At 39.3% G+C, this 23,216-nt stretch carries 17 protein-coding genes and 1 pseudogene; 16 read left to right on the forward strand and 2 right to left on the reverse strand.

Annotation, left to right across the window (positions count from 1 at the left end):
• The first annotated feature begins 166 nt into the window (after window positions 1–166).
• From BK575_RS29325 to BK575_RS09970, 16 genes and pseudogenes are all read left to right on the forward strand, one after another.
• Window positions 167–292: a hypothetical protein gene (locus BK575_RS29325; protein WP_268877711.1), complete on the forward strand. Its 126-nt coding sequence runs from the start codon at window positions 167–169 to the stop codon at window positions 290–292.
• Window positions 293–782: 490 nt separating this feature from the next.
• Complete coding sequence (locus tag BK575_RS09900; protein ID WP_078410225.1) at window positions 783–3,674, forward strand: 2-oxoglutarate dehydrogenase E1 component; 2,892 nt, start codon at window positions 783–785, stop codon at window positions 3,672–3,674.
• A 198-nt stretch (window positions 3,675–3,872) separates the two neighbouring features.
• Window positions 3,873–5,141: a 2-oxoglutarate dehydrogenase complex dihydrolipoyllysine-residue succinyltransferase gene (gene odhB, locus BK575_RS09905; protein WP_078410226.1), complete on the forward strand. Its 1,269-nt coding sequence runs from the start codon at window positions 3,873–3,875 to the stop codon at window positions 5,139–5,141.
• Window positions 5,142–5,725: 584 nt separating this feature from the next.
• Window positions 5,726–7,033 (forward strand): CitMHS family transporter, encoded by a 1,308-nt coding sequence (locus BK575_RS09910; protein WP_078410227.1) that lies wholly within the window; start codon window positions 5,726–5,728, stop codon window positions 7,031–7,033.
• 414 nt (window positions 7,034–7,447) lie between these two features.
• Window positions 7,448–9,052, forward strand: a complete 1,605-nt coding sequence (locus BK575_RS09915; protein ID WP_078410228.1) for an ATP-binding protein — start codon at window positions 7,448–7,450, stop codon at window positions 9,050–9,052.
• A 16-nt stretch (window positions 9,053–9,068) separates the two neighbouring features.
• Complete coding sequence (locus BK575_RS09920; protein ID WP_078410229.1) at window positions 9,069–9,743, forward strand: response regulator; 675 nt, start codon at window positions 9,069–9,071, stop codon at window positions 9,741–9,743.
• A 75-nt stretch (window positions 9,744–9,818) separates the two neighbouring features.
• Window positions 9,819–10,811 carry a tripartite tricarboxylate transporter substrate binding protein gene (locus tag BK575_RS09925; protein ID WP_078410230.1) on the forward strand — a complete coding sequence of 331 codons (993 nt, stop codon included), beginning with the start codon at window positions 9,819–9,821 and terminating at the stop codon, window positions 10,809–10,811.
• Window positions 10,812–11,071: 260 nt separating this feature from the next.
• Window positions 11,072–11,230 (forward strand): hypothetical protein, encoded by a 159-nt coding sequence (locus BK575_RS28475; RefSeq protein WP_169907696.1) that lies wholly within the window; start codon window positions 11,072–11,074, stop codon window positions 11,228–11,230.
• A gap of 368 nt (window positions 11,231–11,598) precedes the next feature.
• Window positions 11,599–12,759 carry an ADP-forming succinate--CoA ligase subunit beta gene (sucC, locus tag BK575_RS09930; protein WP_078410231.1) on the forward strand — a complete coding sequence of 387 codons (1,161 nt, stop codon included), beginning with the start codon at window positions 11,599–11,601 and terminating at the stop codon, window positions 12,757–12,759.
• Window positions 12,760–12,777: 18 nt separating this feature from the next.
• The gene (gene sucD, locus BK575_RS09935) at window positions 12,778–13,680 is read left to right on the forward strand and encodes a succinate--CoA ligase subunit alpha (RefSeq protein WP_078410232.1); all 903 of its coding nucleotides are present in this window, start codon (window positions 12,778–12,780) and stop codon (window positions 13,678–13,680) included.
• Between the two features lie 341 nt (window positions 13,681–14,021).
• Window positions 14,022–15,344: an NADP-dependent isocitrate dehydrogenase gene (icd, locus tag BK575_RS09940; RefSeq protein ID WP_268877760.1), complete on the forward strand. Its 1,323-nt coding sequence runs from the start codon at window positions 14,022–14,024 to the stop codon at window positions 15,342–15,344.
• Window positions 15,345–15,552: 208 nt separating this feature from the next.
• Window positions 15,553–16,695, forward strand: a complete 1,143-nt coding sequence (locus BK575_RS09945; protein WP_235867350.1) for an AbrB family transcriptional regulator — start codon at window positions 15,553–15,555, stop codon at window positions 16,693–16,695.
• Between the two features lie 371 nt (window positions 16,696–17,066).
• Window positions 17,067–17,492, forward strand: coding sequence for a carbonic anhydrase family protein (locus BK575_RS09950; protein WP_235867351.1), 426 nt, complete (start codon window positions 17,067–17,069; stop codon window positions 17,490–17,492).
• 1,336 nt (window positions 17,493–18,828) lie between these two features.
• Complete coding sequence (locus BK575_RS09960) at window positions 18,829–19,395, forward strand: HTH-type transcriptional regulator Hpr (RefSeq protein WP_078410235.1); 567 nt, start codon at window positions 18,829–18,831, stop codon at window positions 19,393–19,395.
• 285 nt (window positions 19,396–19,680) lie between these two features.
• Window positions 19,681–19,875, forward strand: a pseudogene (locus BK575_RS09965) (SRPBCC domain-containing protein); the annotation flags it as partial.
• Window positions 19,876–20,274: 399 nt separating this feature from the next.
• Entirely contained in the window at window positions 20,275–20,598 is a 324-nt protein-coding gene (locus tag BK575_RS09970; RefSeq protein ID WP_169908016.1) for a MerR family transcriptional regulator, read from the forward strand.
• A 326-nt stretch (window positions 20,599–20,924) separates the two neighbouring features.
• Here BK575_RS09970 and BK575_RS09975 read toward each other — a convergent pair whose 3' ends face one another.
• Together BK575_RS09975 and BK575_RS09980 are read right to left on the reverse strand one after the other, a co-directional pair.
• Window positions 20,925–22,112 (reverse strand): Ger(x)C family spore germination protein, encoded by a 1,188-nt coding sequence (locus BK575_RS09975; RefSeq protein ID WP_078410236.1) that lies wholly within the window; start codon window positions 22,110–22,112, stop codon window positions 20,925–20,927.
• The gene (locus tag BK575_RS09980) at window positions 22,093–23,199 is read right to left on the reverse strand and encodes a GerAB/ArcD/ProY family transporter (protein ID WP_078410237.1); all 1,107 of its coding nucleotides are present in this window, start codon (window positions 23,197–23,199) and stop codon (window positions 22,093–22,095) included. Before BK575_RS09980 ends, BK575_RS09975 begins: the two co-directional genes overlap by 20 nt.
• Window positions 23,200–23,216 lie beyond the last annotated feature (17 nt).

Below are 23,216 nucleotides of genomic sequence, written 5' to 3' on the forward strand. Positions count from 1 at the left end.
ATGGGATCTTTCTCCATGGTTGTTTTTTTTGTTGATAAAAGAACAAATGTTCGATATAATTAGGAGAGGGTAAGATATTTGATGATTATAAGAAAGAGAAGCGCATGCCGGTCACCTTTCACATCCTTGTAAAAAGAGTAGACAGTAAATCATAAGGGGAAATAGAATGACCAAACTTAACATCTTAAAGAAACTTCGTCTAAAGCGCCAAGAAAAGCCGAGAGAGATTTTAATCCGTGCACAAAAGCTCCTGGAAAGAAACAGAAAAGAGAGCAAAAGCAGCTCCTCGTGAGATTTTTGAGGAATCTATGTTATTTTTATCTTATTTTATGCTTTTCTAGTTTAAACCTCTGAATAACCGGGCAGGGATCTTGGATCCATGTCCAGTTATTTTATGTAGATTTTTTATGAACAAAATGAACAAAAAGATTTTTTGGAAAATTATTTTTTCAATTATTTACATAATGAAAAGGATGGATTACTATTAACTCAGCACTGTTTTTCAAGTATAAAGAGTAAAAGGAAGGTACATAAATGAGAAGAGAGTAATTAGTTGATTTACAGTGTGTTGTAAGACTTTCGGCTTTCGCATTCCAGCAAGGAAAGGTATAATGGAATCGTCGAACTTTAGATAAGTTTGAAAACGATTACAGTATAATTTTTTGAAAAATAAGCATGTTTTAGAGAATTGGGTGAATTTTCGAAAGTCAGATTATTAGAAATACTGTATACTGTAGTTGTATACTAGAAGAGATTACCAAGCACAACTGGGGGTATGAAACATGGGGATGAAAAACAACGAACAAAATCCATGGCACAATTTTCATGGTCCAAACCTTGGCTATGTGATGGAGCAATATGAGCGTTATTTGACTAATGCAGACTCTGTTGAGGTGGAATTAAAAGAGCTGTTTGAAAATTGGGGAGCTCCCTCTTTTGAAGCAGAACGCGTCAACGAAGCCGGCGGAAATTCGTTTGTTGCCCCTGCCAATGCACTAAATATCGACAAGGTCGTAAAGGCAGTAAAATTTGCTGAATATATTCGTTCATATGGCCACTTAGCAGCCAAAATCAATCCTTTAGAAAAGAGTGTTGATGAAGCCTATATATTGAACCCTGAAAAATTCGGTTTAACAGAAGAAGATTTGAAAGCGATTCCCGCTAAAGCAATATGGGAGCATTCGCCGGATGAGGTTCAAACAGCGGACGAAGCGATTGCACGCTTAAAAGAGATTCATAAAGGTTCTTTAGCCTATGAATTTGATCATGTGCATGACCTTGAAGAGCGCACTTGGCTAACCCAAATGGTCGAGACCGGCGCTATTCATCGTGACTTCTCTAAGGAAGAGCAAAAAGAGCTTTTAAAAAGACTAACAGAAGTTGAAGGGTTTGAGCAATTTTTGCATCGAACATTTGTCGGTCAAAAGCGGTTCTCGATTGAGGGAGTCGATATGCTTGTACCGATGCTTGATGAACTTATTAAAGAAGGTGTGCATGACGGGGTGCACAATGTCATGATCGGCATGGCCCACAGAGGCCGCTTAAATGTGTTAGCGCACGTATTAGGTAAACCTTACGGAAATATTTTTTCAGAATTTCACCATTCTCCGAACAAGGATCTTTTCCCTTCCGAAGGCTCACGAGGCATTAATTACGGCTGGACGGGAGATGTAAAGTATCACTTAGGGGGAGACCGTTCGATTGAAGAGTCGGAAACGATCCATGCACGCATTACATTGGCGAACAATCCGAGTCATCTGGAATTTGTCGATCCTGTTGTTCTTGGATTTGCTAGAGCGGCCCAGGAGGAAAGAGACAAAGCCGGATATCCGGAGCAAGATGTATCGAAGTCATTTGCAATTCTGATTCATGGTGATGCAGCGTTCCCGGGTCAGGGAATTGTAGCTGAAACGTTGAATTTAGGGGGCTTAAGAGGCTATCATACTGGGGGAACCATCCATATTATCGCTAACAATATGGTCGGTTTCACAACAGACAGTCCGGATTCCCGCTCGACCAAATATGCGAGTGACCTGGCTAAAGGATATGAAATACCGGTTATTCATGTCAATGCAGATGATCCGCAAGCTTGTTTGGCGGCGATCGATCTTGCTTATCAATATCGTTCACGCTTCAAAAAAGATTTCTTGATTGACTTAGTCGGCTATCGACGTTTCGGTCATAACGAGATGGATGACCCGGCTGTCACCCAGCCGCAGCTTTACAAAAAAATCAATGCCCATCCAACGGTCAAAACGTTGTATGCAAAGAAATTGCAAGAACAGGGAATCTTAAGTGCGGAAGAATCAGAAAAAATCAATCAAGAGGTTCAAACGAAACTTCAAAGTGAATATGACAGAATCTCTGACAAAGGCAAGGATGGGCAAGTAAAAGAAGCGGAAGTACCAGAACTCATCGCTAAAGGAATTCCGGAGATGGATACAAAGGTGCCGCTTGATACGCTGCGTGAGATAAACAGCGATTTGTTGAAATGGCCTGAGGATTTCAATGTATATCCAAAGTTAAAACGGATTTTAGAGCGTCGTATCCACTCGCTTGAAGGTGAGGGGAAAGTGGAATGGGCACTTGCTGAAACTTTAGCGTTTGCCGCCATTTTACAAGATGGTACACCAATTCGTTTAACCGGCCAGGATTCCGAGCGCGGCACGTTTGCCCATCGCCACGTTGTGTTGAATGACACGGAAACAGGCAAAAAGTTTTCGCCGCTTCATCGTTTGCCTCAAGCAAAAGCATCCTTTTCCATTCATAACAGTCCGCTTTCTGAAGCAGCAGTGGTCGGTTTTGAATATGGTTATAACGTTTTTGCACCTGAAACGCTCGTTCTTTGGGAGGCTCAGTACGGGGACTTTGCCAATACGGCTCAAGCTTTATTCGATCAGTTTGTTTCTGCGGGCCGTGCCAAGTGGGGACAAAAATCGAGTCTTGTACTGCTGCTGCCGCACGGGTATGAAGGTCAGGGGCCAGAGCATTCCAGTGCTAGATTGGAGCGCTTCTTGCAACTCGCTGCGGAAAACAACTGGACGGTAGCCAACTTGACAAGTGCTGCCCAGTATTTCCATATTTTGCGTCGTCAAGCAGCGATTACAGGAACCGATTATGCCCAACCATTAGTCATTATGACACCAAAGAGCTTACTGCGCCATCCGCTGACGGCTTCATCTTATACATCATTAAGCGAGGGAAGCTTCCAGACAGTGATCGAGCAGCCTGAGCTTGGGAAACATCCTGAAAAAGTGGAGCGTTTAATTTTGACGACAGGTAAAGTGGCGATTGATCTTGCTGTAGAAATTGATCGCGTAAAAGAAAAACAAAATCTGGACTGGGTGCACGTTGTGCGCGTCGAACAGTTATATCCGTTCCCGATGGGAGAAATCGATGCCATTCTTCGACGCTATCCAAATGTAAAAGAAATCGTGTGGGTTCAAGAGGAACCGAAGAATATGGGAGCATGGCATTACCTTGCACCAATTTTATATGATTTGTCTCCAGATAACGTAAAAGCTCATTATATTGGACGTCCAGACCGTTCAAGTCCTGCAGGCGGAGAACCGAATGTTCATAAAAAAGAACAAGAACGAATTGTGACCGAAGCTCTTAGCAAAAACAGCATTTGGGATATCCAAACAAACGAACAAAATCTAACCAACTACTAAAAAAATGTATGTTCAAAAGGGAGAAAGCTGACGCCGCCCGACTAAAGACCGCCACGTCCTGTGGCGAACGTCGGATCAGTACGTCCTGTACAAGTAAATTCGACAGTCATTTTTCCCGGACTTTTTGAACAACCTCTAAAACATATATATAAGCTGCCAATGTCGCTGCAGTCTTAAGGAACAGGGAGGATATAGAACATGATTGAAATCAAAGTACCTGAACTAGCGGAATCCATTTCAGAGGGAACAGTTTTGCAATGGCTGATCAAAGTGGGAGATCAAGTCAACAAAGGGGAAAGCATCGTAGAGCTTGAAACGGATAAAGTCAACTTAGAAGTGACGGCAGAAGACTCGGGCGTTGTAACGAAACTTTTGAAAGAACCTGGTGACACGGTGGAGGTTGGCGATATCATCGCGGTTTTAGATGTGCAGTCAGAAGCGGGAACGGCTTCTGCTGCTCAGGAAGAAGTGCCGGTCCCTGAACAGAAACAGGAAGAACCGGTGGCTGTTAACCAACCGAGTGCTCAATCGACGGTACAAGAGTTGGAAAAAGGAAAACGTCCGGTTGCCTCTCCAGCAGCGAGAAAATTGGCGAGAGAGTTAAAAATTGATTTGAATGCGGTGCAAAGCAGTGACCCGCTTGGCAGAATCCGTCCGAACGATGTAAAAGCGCATGCAGAGGCACCATCAGCGAAGCCGGAAGTGAAGCAAGAAAAAGCGGCTCCAGCGGCAGCTGCGCCAAAACAAGCGGAAGTAAATCCGGCAAAACCAGAGGAGCGCGTTAAAATGTCGCGCCGCCGTCAAACGATTGCGAAGCGTCTTGTTGAAGTTCAACATACAGCCGCTATGTTAACGACATTTAATGAAGTAGACATGACAGCAGTCATGAATTTAAGAAAGAAACGAAAAGACGCTTTCTATGAAAAGCATGATGTACGTCTTGGCTTCATGTCGTTCTTTACAAAAGCCGTTGTGGCGGCATTAAAGCAATTCCCGTTGCTGAACGCTGAGATTCAAGGGGATGAGCTCATTATCAAGAAATATTACGATATCGGGATTGCGGTAGCAGCACCTGAAGGTTTAGTCGTTCCAGTAGTACGTGATGCCAACAAATTGAATTTTGCTGAAATCGAGCGTGAAATTTCAGAGCTTGGCAAAAAAGCGCGTGACAATAACTTGACACTAAAAGAGCTTCAAGGGGGTACGTTTACAATCACGAACGGAGGCGTTTTCGGTTCGTTAATGTCAACGCCAATCTTAAATGCCCCGCAAGTGGGGATTTTAGGTATGCATAAAATCCAATTACGCCCTGTAGCCATTGATGAAGAGCGTATGGAGAATCGTCCGATGATGTATATCGCCCTTTCATACGATCACCGAATCGTAGACGGGAAAGAGGCTGTGAGCTTCCTTGCTATGGTCAAAGACTTGCTGGAAGATCCAGAATCTTTATTGTTAGAAGGTTAATACAAGGTTGTAAAGTAATTAACGATATGCTTAGAAAGACCTTTGCCCGCAACGGCAAAGGTCTTTTTGCGTAAAAAATGGGCCATAGATGTTTTTAAGTCTATGGCCCATTCTTCTATAAACAAAATGAACGAAATAACGAAATTAAACAAAATGAATTAATCGAACCAATCGTTTTTTAAGGTTTTATTTTTCGAATTATTTACGATGACCCTCTATTAAATTATGATTAAATTCATAAGAAACAGAAAATTGTAAAAAAAGTTTTGTAAGCGCATAACAATCAAGCAGTCAGTTTGCGTTAACAAGAGCTGGCAGAAGGGGGAAGGAAAACATAATCAGTTGTTTCAAACCGTTATTAATCTATTTGAAATACCTTCATCATGCTGATCATGATTTAACGGAGTGATGGGGCATTCATGTACATACTGATAGAACAAATCAGATTTCCATCAGTGGGATTTACTATCCGTTAAGGCGGGATAAATAGAACTCAAAAAAGCAGCAATGGGGATATTTTGGCTTAGATGTGAAAGATGTTCGCGGTCGTTTGAAAGCGTATCCAATGTAATGGGAGGGGTATTATGTTAGCTATATTAGGATTCTCGATGGTAGTTGTCTTTATGTTTTTAATTATGACAAAGAGGCTATCGGCATTGATTGCATTAATGGTCATACCAGTCTTGTTTGGCATCATCGGAGGTTTTGCAAGTGATCTAGGGGAAATGTCATTAGAAGGGATTAAACAATTGGCTCCGACTGGAGTTATGTTAATGTTCGCCATTCTTTATTTTGGTGTTATGATTGACGCGGGTTTATTTGATCCTATTGTCCATACAATTTTGAAAGCAGTAAAAGGAGATCCATTAAAGATTGTGATAGGTACTGCTGTTTTAGCACTTGTGGTATCTTTAGACGGTGACGGAACGACGACGTATATGATTACGATTTCAGCGATGTTTCCACTATACAAGAGACTTGGAATGAATCCACTTATATTACCGGCCATCGCTTTAATGGGTGTGGGGGTAACAAACCTTACTCCATGGGGCGGCCCTACGGCAAGAGCAGTCAGCGCTTTAAGTCTTGATATGTCAGAAGTGTTTATACCGCTTATTCCGGCGATGATTGGCGGTGCGGTTTGGGTTATCTTTACAGCTTATCTTTTGGGAATGAAAGAACGAAAACGCCTTGGAGTGCTCCATTTTGACTCCATCCAAAAGGAATCTTTAGCATTTGCCGAGCAAGCGGCTACCGTAGAAATAGCGGAGACGAAACGTCCAAAATTGTTATGGGTCAATTTCGGTTTGACGGTTGCTTTGATGGCAGGGCTTATTATGGGAATCATGCCTCTTGCAGTCTTGTTTATGATCGCGTTTGCCATTGCTATCATTATTAATTACCCTAATCTAGATGACCAGAAAGAACGAATTGCTGCTCACGCGAGCAATGTGCTCGCAGTTGTATCTCTAGTGTTTGCAGCCGGTATCTTTACAGGGATTTTATCAGGTACAAAAATGGTTGATGCCATGGCCAATAGTCTAGTTTCACTTATTCCGGATGCTTTGGGTCCGCATTTAGCAATTATTACGGCCATTACAAGCATGCCATTTACCTTCTTCATGTCTAATGATGCTTACTACTTTGGAGTACTGCCAATTATTGCGGAAGCAGCTTCTACATACGGCATTGAAGCGGTAGAAATTGCTCGTGCTTCGCTCCTTGGCCAACCTGTTCACTTATTAAGCCCGCTTGTGGCATCTACCTATCTATTAGTCGGAATGTCTAAAGTAGACTTTGGAGATTATCAGCGATTCACGTTAAAGTGGACGGTAGGCACATCGATGGTGATGTTGCTTGTTGCACTCGTTACGGGCATTATTTCTTTCTAGAAATCTTTTAAAAGATGTGACACATGATTTAACTGACTAAAAGAACCCGTCACTCCCGATAAAACTTGGGGGAAGGCGGGTTCTTTTAGCAAAAACTTCTTTGGCTGTCTGTTGGGAATCTGCAAGACAGCTCTTCTTCATACAATGGGAGATAGACGTTGATATATAGAATTAACAAGTGTAAAATTTAGCTGTAGTTGTTTTGGGAATATAACAAATATTTCATCTTACTGCTTGTTAATGCAGGATAAATTTTTACTTAATAACTTGACACATCTTCTTTCCAACAAGGGCATTTACAATCAGTCATTTAGACAACTTGAATGTGCTCTCGAGGGTTAGCAAATTTGACATGATCGTTTTTTGGTCAGGTCAAATTTGCTAAATCGATCTATATAGCTGAAGGGTGCAAACATGAAAAAGTTTTTCAAGGTTTCATTGCAAACAAAGATTCTCACTTTAATTATTATCTTAATTTTATTGGTCGTTTTTCTTCTCGCAGCTATATTTGCGTACATTCAATCAGTTGAGACAAAGCGTCAAGTAGAGCAGCTGGCTTTGCAGACGGCGAAGTCTATTTCCTTCATGCCGGAAATAAAAGAAGCATTTCAAACAGCGAATCCTCAAGGGGATATACAGCCAATCATTGAACAAGCACGTGAACAGGCGGGAGCGGCAAATGTACTAGTGGAGAACCGGGAAAAAATTATCTACTCATATGTCCACCCTAATTCGATAGGGCGAAAAATAGTAGATGACCAAAGCTATAGGGCTTTGATTTTTGGCGGCTATTATACATTAGAGGGAACGGGTGTGATTGGTCCGGCCCTGATGGGAAAAGCCCCGATTATTTTAGAACATGAGGGTTACAATCAGGTAGTTGGTGTTGTAACGGTGGAGTTTTCAAAGAGGGAAATACAAATCAATATACTTAATAGAATAAAAACCATTATTTTAGTTTCTATGGCTGTTCTAGTAGTGGGAATCGTCGGAGGAGTATTTTTGGCGCGAAACATTCGTAACGATACATTAGGGCTTGAACCACATGAAATCGCTTCTTTATATAGAGAGAGAAGTGCCATTTTATTATCTATAAAAGAGGGAATTATCGCCATCGATCAAAATGGCTTCATAGCCATGATGAATCATTCTGCCAAAAATATGCTGGATATAAAAGAGGAATACTCTCACCAACATATTAACGATATTCTTCCTCACTCTCACATGGAAAAAGTATTAAAAACGGGGATAGTAGAAAATGACCAGGAAATATCGTTTAACGAAAAAGTGTTCATCCTTAACTTGACGCCTGTTTTAGAAAACGGACAAATGGTCGGAGCGGTGGCCAGCTTTCGTGATAAAACGGAACTGCAAAGGTTAATTGATACGCTTTCTGAAGTGAGAAAGTACTCAGAAGATTTACGGGCCCAAACCCATGAATTTACCAATAAGCTTTATGTGTTATCAGCTCTGCTCCAATTAGGCAGGTATACCGAGGCATTTGAGTTTATTCAAAAGGAATCTAACGTACATCAAAGCCAGAATCGGATTTTATTCGATCAGATTTTGGATCCGACCGTACAGGCTATTTTGTTAGGGAAACTTGGAAAAGCATCCGAAAAGAAAATACAGCTGGATATTGATAGTGACAGTACGCTCAGTCCGCTGCCAGAACATATCGGCATTTCTCATCTTGTGACTATTATTGGAAATATTATTGATAACGCTTTTGATGCTGTTGCCCATCAACCAGAAAAGATCGTCTCATTTTTCGTAACGGATATTGGTCATGACATTGTTATTGAGATAGCCGACAGCGGAAAAGGAATATCGGATGGGCAAATAGATGTCATTTTTAGCAAAGGATTTTCAACGAAAGGAGAAAATCGTGGTTACGGTCTAGCTAATGTGAAAGAAATGGTTGATATATTAAAGGGGTCCATTGAAATCGCTCATCGTAAAGGTGGAGGAACCATCTTTACCATTTATCTTCCAAAGACACTTGAGAACAATACATGAGAGGGAGAGGATTGATATGTTAAAAGTTGCTATTGCAGAAGATGATTTTAGGGTGGCACAAGTGCAGGAACAATTTTTGATGAAAATAAAAGAAATACAAGTTGTAGGAAAAGCTCTAAATGCGAAAGAAACAATGGAGATGCTGGAAGAAAAGGAAGTAGACTTGCTTTTATTGGATGTTTATATGCCCGATGAACTTGGTACAGATTTACTTCCAAAGATTCGAGATCGTTTTCCCCATGTCGACATTATCATGATTACAGCAGCCACTGAAAAAAGCATGCTGGAGAAATCAATTCGCAACGGTGTATGCCACTATTTGATTAAGCCGGTAACATTGGAAAAGTTTATTCAGACCATTGAAGATTACAAGAAAAAGAAACAGCTGTTAGAGAGTCATGCGGAAGTCAATCAATCGTTAGTTGACACATATTTCGGAAAAATAAAAGAAAAAGAGCTTGACCAAAAGCAGTTACCTTCCGGGGTTGATGCCTTTACGCTGCAAAAGGTAAAAGAGATTATGCAAAGTTTGGATGAAGGTATCACCATAGAGGGGATGGGAGAAAAAATGGGTGCTTCAAGAACGACAGCAAGAAGATATTTGGAATATTTAGTATCGACTAATGAATGTACGGCAGAGCTTGAATACGGAATTGTCGGACGACCGGAACGCAAATATTATTTAGCTTGAGTAATCGATTTTACATGCCGCTGAAGCGTAGTCAAATGAAGTTGTAATACACAAAAAACGGGGGATATAACAACCATGAAGAAGCGGACTAGATGGCTGTGGGGCTTGATATGCGTTTTAACAGGAATGACAGCGGGCTGCTCATATGACGAGCCGCAAGAAAATCAGCTAAAATCAGATAGTAAACAAATAGAATTCGTCGCCCCTAATTTTGTCGGCGGAGGCTGGGATTTGACTGCTCGGTCTATGCAATCCATTTTGAATGAGGAAAATATTGTGGAAAATCCTATCGTGGTATCCAATAAAATAGGAGGCGGCGGTGAAGTGGGATGGAAGTATGTTAAACAGCAGCAAGGAAATGTACTGGCTGTGAATTCAAGCTTACTGATCACGAATCATTTATTGGGACGAAGTCAGTTAACATATGAGGAATTTACCCCCATTGCTATATTAGCTACTGAGTGGGAGGTAGTAGTCGTTTCTAAAAACTCTTCTATACGGAGTGCTGAAGAATTGATGAACAGATTAAAGAAAGATGCGAAAATGGTTAAAATGGGCGTTTCTGTAAAGCTGGGAAATGATGACCATTTATCCTTCGTGCAAGCAAGTAAAGCATTTGGAATTAATCCTGCAGAACTTGAATTTTTTGTATATAGAAATAGTGAAGACCTGGTGAATGCCTTGGTTAATGAACAAATCGGTGCAGCTCCGATGTCCTTTTCAGAGGCGGAAAAGTATTATCAAGAGGGAAAAGTGAATATATTAGTGGTTTCTTCTGAAAAACGATTAGAAGGGCTGAAAGAAGTGCCCACCTGGAAGGAGCAAGGAATTGATTTAGTGTTTCAGCACTGGAGGGGTGTCATGGGGCCTGCTGATATGACAAAAGAAGAAGTGGCGTATTGGGATGAGGTTATCTATAAGATGGTCGTAACCGATGAATGGAAAGAGGTACTTAATACATATAGTTGGAGCCCTTTTTATAAAAATAGCCGGCAAACGGAGCTCTTCCTCAAACAGCAGAGTAAGATGTATGAAGAACTGATGAATGATTCAGGTTTGAAGCAATGAACGAAATGAACAAAATGAATTATTAAGATTTTATAAATTTACTATTCTAATTATTTACAGAGGTAGATGTGGTGTATTAGAATGACTGCATCAGCAAAAGAGATGAAACAAACCTTCATCATTAATGAACAACTTGGACCGTGCCGGCTCGATTGCTGTATTGGATAGAAAGAGGGTACATAAAAGTGACATCGCTTTCAAATATTCGCTTGTCTGTCCAGGGAGAAAAGGAAAATATATTTAAATGGAGGAAAAGGTGCATGTGGGTAATCACTGTTTATTCAAAGGGTAACACGAAAATGTTTGAGTATGACAACGAAAAAGAAGCAAGAGAGGCACTCAAAGGAATTTCAGGATGCAAAATCCTTTCACAAGTTGTTTATTTTAATGATCCAGGGTTAGTACTTACAGCTATATAAGCCTTAAACATGGGATGAAAAAGGCTGGGAAGCAAACGTATACATTATGTTTGTTTCTCAGCCTTTCGTTTGAAGAAAAGTATAATTTTTTTTGAACAAAATAAACAAATTGATTTTAATAAAATAAAATTCCTGATTATTTACAAAAAGGGCAATAATAGAGTATGATTGCCGCATCGATATCATGTATCCTGCTTTAATGAACAGCCAAAACTAAAAATAGGATATATGGTTTTGAGAGCGATTACAGTCGCTGCGAATTTTTCGAGTATCTATCAACAAATAGATTTTATTCGCAAAAAATCAATGCAAGTTTCATTTTAGGGTTAGCAGTATGCAAATTTTCACGAAAAATAGGGGGATGGTTCATGAATATCCATGAGTATCAAGGGAAAGAACTCCTTAGAAAATATGGGGTAGCAGTTCCAAACGGTCGAGTGGCTTTTACAGTAGAAGAAGCAGTAGAAGCGGCAAAGGAACTAGGTTCTGAGGTATGCGTTGTCAAAGCGCAAATTCATGCAGGGGGCCGCGGTAAAGCCGGCGGTGTAAAAGTCGCAAAGAACTTAGAAGAAGTTCAGACATATGCTAAGGAAATCTTAGGGAAGACGCTTGTGACTCACCAAACGGGTCCAGAAGGAAAAGAAGTTAAGCGTTTACTTATTGAAGAAGGCTGCGATATTCAAAAAGAATATTACATTGGTTTAGTATTGGATCGTGCTACGTCACGTGTTGTTATGATGGGATCAGAAGAAGGCGGTACAGAGATTGAAGAGGTAGCAGAAAAAACGCCTGAAAAAATCTTCAAAGAAGTCATCGATCCAGTTATCGGATTACAAGGCTTCCAAGCTCGCAGATTAGCTTTTAATATTAACATCCCAAAAGAATTAGTGGGACAAGCCGTTAAATTCATGATGGGTTTATACCAAGTATTTGTAGAAAAGGATTGCTCCATTGCAGAAATTAATCCGCTCGTGACAACGGGAAACGGGAAAGTCATGGCGCTTGATGCAAAATTGAACTTTGATTCCAATGCACTCTATCGTCAAAAAGATGTATTAGAATATCGTGATTTAGAAGAAGAAGATCCAAAAGAAATCGAAGCTTCTAAATATGATTTAAGCTATATTTCATTAGACGGAAACATCGGTTGTATGGTCAATGGTGCCGGTCTGGCAATGGCGACCATGGATATCATTAAACATTACGGCGGAGAACCTGCTAACTTCCTTGATGTGGGCGGCGGTGCGACAGCTGAAAAAGTAACGGAAGCATTCAAAATTATTCTTTCAGATCAACATGTAAAAGGAATTTTCGTTAACATCTTCGGCGGCATTATGAAGTGTGATGTCATTGCTCAAGGTGTGGTAGAAGCCACAAAACAAGTGGGCTTAGAGATTCCATTAGTGGTTCGCTTAGAGGGAACGAACGTGGAGTTAGGAAAGAAAATTTTACAAGAATCCGGCTTAAATATCACAGCTGCTGAATCTATGGCAGACGGCGCACAAAAAATTGTTTCACTCGTAGGATAAGAAAGGCAGGGACTATCGATGAGCGTATTTATTAATCAAGATACAAAAGTTATTGTCCAAGGGATCACGGGTTCAACCGCTTTATTCCATACAAAACAAATGTTGGAGTACGGCACCAAAATCGTAGGGGGTACTTCGCCAGGAAAAGGCGGTACGGAAGTGGAAGGTGTACCGGTTTTTAATACGGTGGCCGAAGCCGTCGAAAAAACAGGTGCGAGTGCTTCTGTCATTTATGTTCCGGCTCCATTTGCCGCAGATGCGATTTTAGAAGCGGTAGACGCTGAACTAGATTTAGTGATTTGTATCACCGAACACATTCCAGTGTTGGATATGGTGAAAGTGAAGCGTTATATGGAAGGGAAAAAGACTCGCCTTGTAGGGCCAAACTGCCCGGGTGTCATTACACCAAAAGAATGTAAAATTGGCATCATGCCCGGCTATATTCATACAAAAGGCCATGTAGGGGTTGTCTCACGCTCTGGTACGTTAACATATGAAGCCGTTCATCAGTTAACAGAAGCGGGCATCGGCCAATCGACAGCTGTTGGTATCGGTGGAGATCCTGTGAATGGTACCAACTTCATCGATGTATTAAAAGCGTTTAACGAAGATGAAGACACGTATGCGGTCATCATGATCGGTGAAATCGGCGGAACAGCGGAAGAAGAAGCGGCTGAATGGATAAAAGCCAACATGACGAAGCCGGTTGTCGGCTTTATCGGCGGTCAAACAGCCCCTCCAGGCAAACGTATGGGCCATGCAGGTGCTATTATCTCTGGCGGTAAAGGTACAGCTGCTGAAAAGATCAAAACGATGAACGAGTGCGGCATTAAAGTGGCGGAAACACCTTCTGTCATGGGTGAAACGTTAATCTCTGTTTTAAAAGAACAAGGTCTTTACGAGTCTTGTAAAACACATTAAAATGCAGGATTTTCTCCATTAATGTGCGTTTACTAGCTAAGAAAAGAATTGTTTAAAAGCAAATTGGAGCTATTAAAGATGCTTTATAAAGAAAGATTTTAAATCAAGATTTTCTTTTCTTAGTTGTTCTCCCTCAAAATGAACGTACTGCTAATTATGTAGTAGTTAAATAAGGATCACTTCATTTAATAACTTTTTCTTATGATAAAGACAATGAATTACTTTATTTACTTATTATGAATAAGGTATTAAGATGGAACTTGGTTATGAAATTGTCGAAAAATCTATACAATAACCGTAAATGTCGAAGTTTGTTGTGCATAATAAAACCATTTTTTATTATGGCTGGCTCATGCAATAAGTTTGGACAAGCAATCGAGGAGGTAATCATTGTGACACAAGGAGAAAAAATTACAGTAGCAAACGGTACATTAAATGTACCAAATAACCCTATCATTCCATTTATTGAAGGTGACGGCACAGGTCCAGATATTTGGGCATCAGCTTCACGTGTATTGGAAGCGGCTGTTGAAAAAGCATATAATGGCGAGAAGAAAATTGTTTGGAAAGAAGTGTTAGCCGGAGAAAAGGCATTCAACCAAACGGGCGAATGGCTGCCTTCAGAGACATTAGATGTCATTCGTGAATACATAATCGGGATTAAAGGCCCGCTTACAACTCCTGTTGGCGGCGGTATTCGTTCATTGAACGTTGCATTGCGCCAAGAGTTAGATTTATTCGTATGTCTTCGTCCTGTTCGCTACTTTGAAGGTGTACCTTCACCTGTTAAGCGACCTGAGGATACAGATATGGTCATCTTCCGTGAAAATACGGAAGATATTTATGCGGGTATCGAGTATGCAAAAGGAACAGAAGCGGTAGAAAAGGTCATCAACTTCTTGCAGCAGGAAATGGGTGTTAATAAAATCCGTTTCCCTGAAACATCTGGTATCGGAATCAAGCCTATTTCAGAAGAAGGAACGAAACGCCTCGTTCGCGCGACGATTAATTATGCCATTAGCGAAGGCAGAAAATCCGTAACACTTGTGCACAAAGGAAACATCATGAAGTTTACAGAAGGTGCCTTCAAAAACTGGGGCTATGAAGTAGCGGAACAAGAGTTTGGAGATAAAGTATTTACATGGGCTGAATACGATCGTATCGTAGAAGCTGAAGGGAAAGAAGCGGCTAACAAAGCGCAGGAGGAAGCGGAAGCAGCAGGCAAAATTATCGTAAAAGATTCGATTGCAGACATCTTCTTACAACAAATTTTGACTCGTCCGCGCGAGTTTGACGTAGTGGCTACCATGAACTTAAACGGTGACTACATCTCTGATGCATTGGCTGCACAAGTGGGCGGTATCGGTATCGCTCCAGGAGCCAACATCAACTATGAAACGGGACATGCGATTTTTGAAGCAACTCATGGAACTGCACCAAAATATGCAGGTCTTGATAAGGTAAACCCATCTTCGGTTATCCTTTCTGGTGTATTAATGCTTGAACACCTTGGCTGGCACGAAGCGGCTAAATTAGTCATCTCTTCAATGGAGAAAACCATTGCTTCTAAAGTTGTCACTTATGACTTTGCCCGTCTAATGGATGGAGCGACAGAAGTAAAATGCTCTGAATTTGGCGATGCGTTAATTCAAAATATGGGCTAATCTTCCGTTTAGCCTAAAGTGATTGTAACGGTTATAAAGTATACTAGGTTTCGCACAAAAAACTGCCAAGTGCTTCTGATCAGAAGCCTTGCAGTTTTTTGTGCTTCTTACGAGTTTTCCTTGGGATAAAGATAGTAAGAAAAGGTACATCCTTATCCTATTATGTTAATCATCGACTTTACGTATATGACGAAAGAAGGTTTGTATCATGCTCCATTCGTCCAGCAGGAGCTTTTGGATAAGTAAGAGCGATTTGTTCAAGCTAATTGAAACGATTCTTATCGCTTTTGCCGGAGGAGAAATATTTACAGTGATGCATTTTCCACTCGCGTGGATGCTGGGGCCATTGACTGCTGTTCTCTTCTGGCAGGTAATGACAAAACGTAAGTTGTATTGGCCGATTCGCTGCCGAAATGGTGGTCAATTATTGCTGGGCTACAGTATGGGCCTGTCTTTTACGGCCCAAAGTGCCCGTCAAATCGCCGCTCAGCTGCCCTTCATGTTTTTCTCGACCGTTTTAATGATTGGTTTCGGTTTAGCCGTTGCTTATTTTATATCCCGCTATACCAACATCAACCTGCCTAGCAGCGTGATGGGAACGACCCCTGGCGGCTTATCGCAAATGGTCTTGTTGAGTGAAGAAATAAAAGGGGCTGAACCGACCATCGTTACATTCATGCAAACCATCCGCATGCTGACAGTTGTTTTCATAGTTCCGTCTCTCGCTATACACGGCTTGGCCGGATCTGTCAGTGGAAACTCAATGGCAATGGAGGTTTCTGCCGAAGGCCCATCTGCCGTTTTTTCCATACCGAGTGTTCTGATTGTTGCTGCAACTGTGTTAATTGTTGCTGTCCTTGCAGCAAAATATAGGTTTCCAACACCGTGGATTCTTGGTCCGCTTATAACTTCTGCTGTTTTCACTGTAACGGGCTGGGCGCCGCCGCATCTGCCGCAGGAACTAATTATTGCAGCCCAGTGCAGTCTTGGTATTTATTTGGGACTTGGCATTAAATTTAACACGCTTGGCAACTGGCGGCGTCTGCTGCCATTTTCGCTGGCGGCAGGTTTTTTGATTGTTGCTTTCGCGCTTGTCATTGCGTATGTACTAAGCCTCATTTATCCTATGAATCTTGTTACGGCTTTTTTAAGCATAGCCCCGGGCGGCCTTCCTGAAATGGGGGTAACTGCCCATATGGTCAATGCTGATGTTTCTATGGTCGCTGCCTATCAGCTTTTTCGGGTCTTTTTCATCCTCTTTATCATTCCATTAATATTAAGATGGATTTTTGGCAAAAACGATCAATCACTTCAGCAGACGGGAAAAAAGGTAACAAGCAGTTTTCGGTAATGTAATATTTTCATTTTATGCAAAAAGAATGCGACATGAGTGCTTTTACTCATGTCGCATTCTTTTTGTGGATTTTATACACACAATGGAGCATATTATTTTTAATTTGATTAAATTTCATAATCTATCAATGTGCATATTTTGTTGTTACAATGAGGCGGCAAACATGTTTTTTCATCTTAGGGAGATGCGAAAAACATGAAAAAATGGGATGGGGAAATGAAAGAAGAAATAAAAATTTCAACACCGGCAGGCATGCCCGGTTACGGCTTTCCTATTGATTTGTTTCAAAAATGAATATCATGATTCCTTAGGAAAGTTAAAAAAGAGAAAAAATTATTGAATACCGATGATAAAAGGGGATGGTAGAAGTGAATGAAAATCACATTAAAGAAAAAGCGTTACATCAGTTTAATGGTGAACAGTATGATATGGAACTGCATCTTGTGCATCAAGATGCGAACGGTAAGCTTGCCGTCCTCGGCGTGATGATTCAAGAAGGAAAAGAAAACGAAAAACTGGCATCTGTTTGGGATCTATTACCGAAGGAAGAAACAGAAAAAGATATTTCCGTAAAAGAGCCGGTTGATTTACAAGCTTTACTCCCTGAAGATCAAACATCTTTCCATTACAACGGTTCGTTAACGACGCCTCCTTGTACGGAAGAGGTAAAATGGATTGTTTTTGAACAGCCGATTGAAATGTCAAAAGAACAAATTCAAGCATTCCAGCGAATCTTTCCAGATAACCATCGCCCTGTTCAGCCTTTAAACGAACGAGAAATTATCAAGAACTAGATTAAGAAAGATTCTGTTTACAATGAGGTATATACATTCCACTTAATAGTTCGACACATCTTCATTCAATCGAGAGCCATCACAATCGGCGGCCCAAACAACTTGAATTTGCTCTCAAAGGTTCAGAAAATTTGGCATGGCCGTTCTTTGGCCATGTCGAATTTTCTAAATCGATCTATATAGATGCTCCAAAAGCCTATATCAGTATTTTTTCTATTACATTTTAAGCTTATGAGACAGTCTCTTACTTATCCTTTAAGAATAAGAGTTTAGCGATAAAGTGAACATTCCAATAGTGTAAACTTTATTGAAACTTGTATCATTCGTAAAAGTCCATTTTGTGAACAAATAGAAAGCCTGAATCCCATTAGGATTAGGCTTTTTTGCTTTCTATAATATTGTTAACCTAGTATTTTAGGCTAAGAGGGACGCTATTTTATAATCTCTATAAAAGTATGCGTAAAATTAGGATTTAAGGGTGGCTTTATTCTTTTAATCCCTGTTAAATCCCAATGATAGATAGTTATTATGTTATACAGAAAATCCCTCGAATTTTCTATGAATTCAAGGGATTTTTGATTGCCCGAAATTCATCGTTACGTAAACCATCGACGGACTAGAGTAGCAACCCTGTTTACTGTTCCGATTAGTAGTTTTACCTTTTTCATGGTAGCCTAATTTAAAACAATTTCATTTGTTCTGCTTTTGAAGAAGCTTGTTCATCAATGATGTATCCCATAGTCCTATAACCTCTTAAACGTTTTTCATACATCTTTTTTAACACAGGAACATTATGATCGACATAGTCGTACACTCTAACTTCTTGTTTATTGGAATGAATCTGATGTAAGCGACCCACATATTGTTGTAATGTTCCTTTCCATGAAACAGGAGTATTTTTTCCTCAGGAGAAGATCGATTTGTAATGACCTTATTTGAATCTATTTGATTTTCAGTTATCTGTTGTTGGGTTGTCATCTTTTGGATGAATTGTTTTAGATAATTATTTTCTTTCTTTAATCGTTCGCATTCTTGAAGGGCTTGTTGTAGTTGAAGATGTAAATTCATACCATGCCTCTGTTTGATTTTTTTGTTTTTAATATAATGAATTAAAAGACTACTAATGATCCTGGAGTATGATCAGGAGTATTTATTATACTGGATAGGCCGTATAGTTATTTATTTCATTTCTAAATAATATCCTTACTTAACTCCTTTTTTATTAATGCTGGGAAAATTTACTTTGATTTTTTTTTGTATTAATAACTTTATTATTTTTTATTTTACTGGCATAATACAAATAACATTCAGAAAATTTCGAAAAGAGGGTAGAAATATGGAAAGGACATTGAAAGATTCTACAGCCAAGGACGCCCTATTATTCAGTCAAAGAATGATGCAATTAAGCAAAGCACTTTGGAAATCAATCGAAAAGGATTGGGAGCAATGGATTAAGCCTTATGGTCTTAATCTTAATGAACACCATATTTTGTGTATTACCTATTATTTAAAAAGGGCTTCCATTTCAGAGATTGCCAAATTTGGAGTCATGCACGTATCAACAGCGTTTAATTTCTCGAAAAAATTGGAGGATCGGGGATATTTACAATTCTCCAAAAAGGAGGATGATAAAAGAAACACATATATTCAATTGACAGAAAAAGGAGAAGAATTGTTTTTAAAGCTTTTCGAAGATTATGAACCGTTACAAAATGTTGTATGCAAAGCGGCATTACCATTACAACATGTATACGGCAAATTTCCTGACATGATTGAAATGGTGACCATTATTCGTAACATATATGGTAATGACTTTATAGAACTTTTTGAACGCTCTTTCGATAATATTGAAAAAGAACTTGTTGAAGAGGACGGAAGTCTCAAAAGAAAGATAGATAGATAGTCCTGATAAAAAAGTTTGAAAAACGGTTGAAGTATGTATTTTGATTTATAGATGTGTTTTCATACTAAATTAACATTTTAGCATATTCACCGAAATTCTTTTTAAAATCTAGGAAAATCTCAAAAAAAGTTTTTTGCTCCACTTTCAGAGATAATAGTTCGTTTTTTCGTACTGTTATTTCATTACGATTTTCTTTTGATTAACCTTTTTGTTTGGCTCTGCTAAAGAATGTTGTTGATTTTTTTATTAAACGAATGGGGGAGATTAGTGGAAGGGAAGAAATGGAAGTTACATGAGGTTATCACTTATACAATGGACGATGGAAGAAAAGTTAAAATCACTTTTAAAGGTCAAGAAAACGAAACCGAAGTAATTGAAACTTTTGATGCTGAAACTGAGAATCCAATTGAGGTACAACAACAAGGATGGCAGGCAATCCTAAATAATTTCAAAAAATATGCAGAACAAACAACCATTTAAAAAAGCAAATCAGAGATGCTCAAGTAATCATTTTTATAAGGCACTAAAATTATGATATTTTTCTTAACAATGAGTCAGCTAAAACTGACTCATTTATTTTTCACTTAAAGACGTTGCAAATTTTTAATATCGATATACAAATGGGGCTATATATTAGGTGAAATGCGAAATAAACAAGTCATTTTCCTTATTACATATGGGTACTTAGCCAGACTGGAGCTAATGTAGTTCTTCATAGATACAAGAAGGGGCTTTATTCGGAATAAGTATGTAAATATTCTAAATAAATTTAGATTTCCAAAAAAAATAACTTGTCAGAAACGCTTCCTGTTGTTAAATTCATGGAAAGGTATTTACGAACATCAATGAAAATACATTAAAGGACGTTAGGATGTGATTTTGGTGATCAATAATAATTCATATCGTGATAAAAAAGTCATGACGATGGGCATTGTAACCGAAATGACAGGTTTGTCTGAAAGAAAAGTCCGCTATTATGAAGAGAGAAGACTTATCTTTCCAGATCGTACCTCTACAGGTATCCGTAAGTATTCTTTTTCTGATATAGAAAGGCTAATGGAAATTGCAGAAAAGGTTGAAGATGGTGTTCAAACCGATGAGATTCGCAGAGATTTCAAAAAGCGAGAAAGTGATGCTAATGTAAAGAAAAATATGATTAGAGGTCAATTAAATGCTCATTTTCAGCGAACTAATTTTAAGTGAAAAATTTTCTTGATATTTATTTCGATCGATTAGGTGGAAAAATGAAGAAAGAAGAGCTATTAGATGACCGCTCTCCATGTCACGATGTAAATACTTTTGTACAGCTTGATATTTTAAATGCTTCGGTATACGTTGTTCTAGTTTTCCCCATCAAACTATCCCCTTCATAGTTAGACAGTACAGAGCTTTCTTTTGTGTCGACTATAAGGGGATAATATCAGCTGCCTAAAATCATTAACGCAGTTTGTTTTTAATGATCATCTATTTATAACTTTAATATCTGAAATTTTCATTAGATACATGATATGTTTAGATACATGATGTGTTTATTTTTTTGATCCCTTAGCGCTATAACTACGAATGTTAATTTTCACTTTGACGTTCACTGGCACTTGACTAAATTCTTTGTCCCAATCTTTTTTTACCTTTTGCCATAACCTCGGGTAATGAATCCGTAGTTGACTTCCAAATCCGGCAACATCAGCTTGATAATCTTTTTGAATTTTAGTTAGGGTTTTTTCTACCAATTGCCGCACTCTTTTTTCTACTGCCTTTTCAGCTTCCTTAAGAAAACGATCGTTGTAAATAGCGTTATCAGCATACATCCAATCTTCTGTTAAACGCCCTTCTGATTGAATTTCCACGTCAAAAGATATTTCAGTTCTTTTGACAATAGGTTTGATACGGCTTTTTAATGATAAGGCCTCAAAGACAATCACTTGTTTTTTTTCCTCATGATAGGTTTTGAGTATCCCTTTTTGTGTGGCTTTACCTGTTAACCAAGTGAGCCCCTCTATCTCTTCCTCCGATAGAAAACCAACAAGTTTTTTTGTCTCCCCTTTAATAATGGCAGCACCAGATAATTTATTCTCTCCATTTTTTGCTTCAACACTTTGGAGAAGAAAACTACTATTAGATGTCATCTCAGATGATGCATTCCCAATCGATATTGGCTGTATAAGCCTTGTTGATTCATTAGATATGACATCTTTAAGTAGTTCACCAGGAGGGTCCTTTCCCTTTGTTTCCAGTGTTTCGCTAGCTTTTCCTTTAGCAATTAGTAAAAGAACACTTCTCCTGGCTACGTTGTCACGTAGAAATTCATTTAACAAATTTTGTAGACTTATTTTCCGTGCAGCACCTTCTCCGATCACGATTACTTTTAGATGGTGGGAGGTGACTGATTTCCTTTCTAAGCGATTTTCTCTTATCATTTCATGAATAGAATCTCCGGTATGGGAAACATTGAGATAAGCCTTCTGCGGTGGTACACCTTCAGCCGCGGTTACCTCGGGCAAAATGATCTGATCGGTCAACGTAATTAAATTCCTTTTTGGATATCCGTCGCTTACTTCATCTACTTCTTGTTCAAGGCTTTCTTTATCTGCAAGATCGACTCCCTTAGCCACGCCAAAGTTCAGCTCATCAATGTCTTGACTGCTCCAGCAACCAGTCAATACGATTAAGCAAAGAGGAAGCAATATGTAATATTTTTTACTGTGAAGCTTTTTCATGCTTTTTTCTCCTTAAAAAAGTGACAGACAGTAAAATTATTGGCAGTGCTCCACCGAATATAAATGCCACATAGCCGATGATATCTCCAAGTCTAAAAACGCCATTAATATCTTCTGCATACATCGCAATTATAAATATGACTGGTAGTAAAAAGTAAATACAAGAATTCAATTTTTTTCGAAAGAGTTGGGCCAAACCAAGTGAAGCCATATAATAACATATTACAAAGGTAGTGAATATTTGCATGATCCATACAGCTAGAAGAAAAGTTTCGAAACGCTCTATAAATAACCCCATTACCTCATACTCTCGAACAACTTCAAGGGTTGGCCAAAGTAATGTCTTTGTTTCATCTACTGATAATCCGCCGATTACAACGACCATTGTTATGAAATAAATAATCATGGAGACTAAAGTTCCAAGTAGAGCTGCTTTTCCCGCTTTTTGAGGTTGTTGCATAAAAGCCAACCATATTAACATAAATTCAAAACCGCTGTAAGAAAGAAAAGTAGAAGGTATTCCTTTTAAAACCGGTAGAATACCTAAACCTAACACGGGGCGTAAATGATCGAGTTCAAAAATCTTCAAGCTTAAACAAAGAACAAGGAAATAAATGACTAAAGTAATAGGAAATAATATCGTAAACACACGAGCTATGGGATTTATACCGGCAACAATGAGATATACCCCTACCCACATCATCGTTATGGTGATGAACGAGATGGGTGTACCATCTAATAAATAGAATTGGGTGATTTCCCCTACGATCCGAAGTTCAAAAGCGGCGAAAACGATTGAATAAATCGTTAAGCTTAAGCTAAGTAATGAACCGAGCCATTTTCCAACGATTTGTTGATTATATTGATAGAACGTTTGTCCGGGAAACCATTGGTTCAGTTTCGTGATGATCATACTAGCAACTATTGCAAGCAAACCGCCTAGAATGACTGAAATCCATCCATCCGGTGTACCCATTGCCTCAGCGGCAGTTCTTGGCATGATGAGGCTCCCAACTCCGATATGCGTAGAGGTTAAGACAACAACTGCTTGCAGTGTTGAAATTCGGTCCTTTGGATTCGTCATCACGAGTGTCACTTCCTCAT

It is taken from the genome of Priestia abyssalis (genome assembly GCF_002019595.1).
Lineage (GTDB): Bacteria > Bacillota > Bacilli > Bacillales > Bacillaceae_H > Bacillus_BA > Bacillus_BA abyssalis.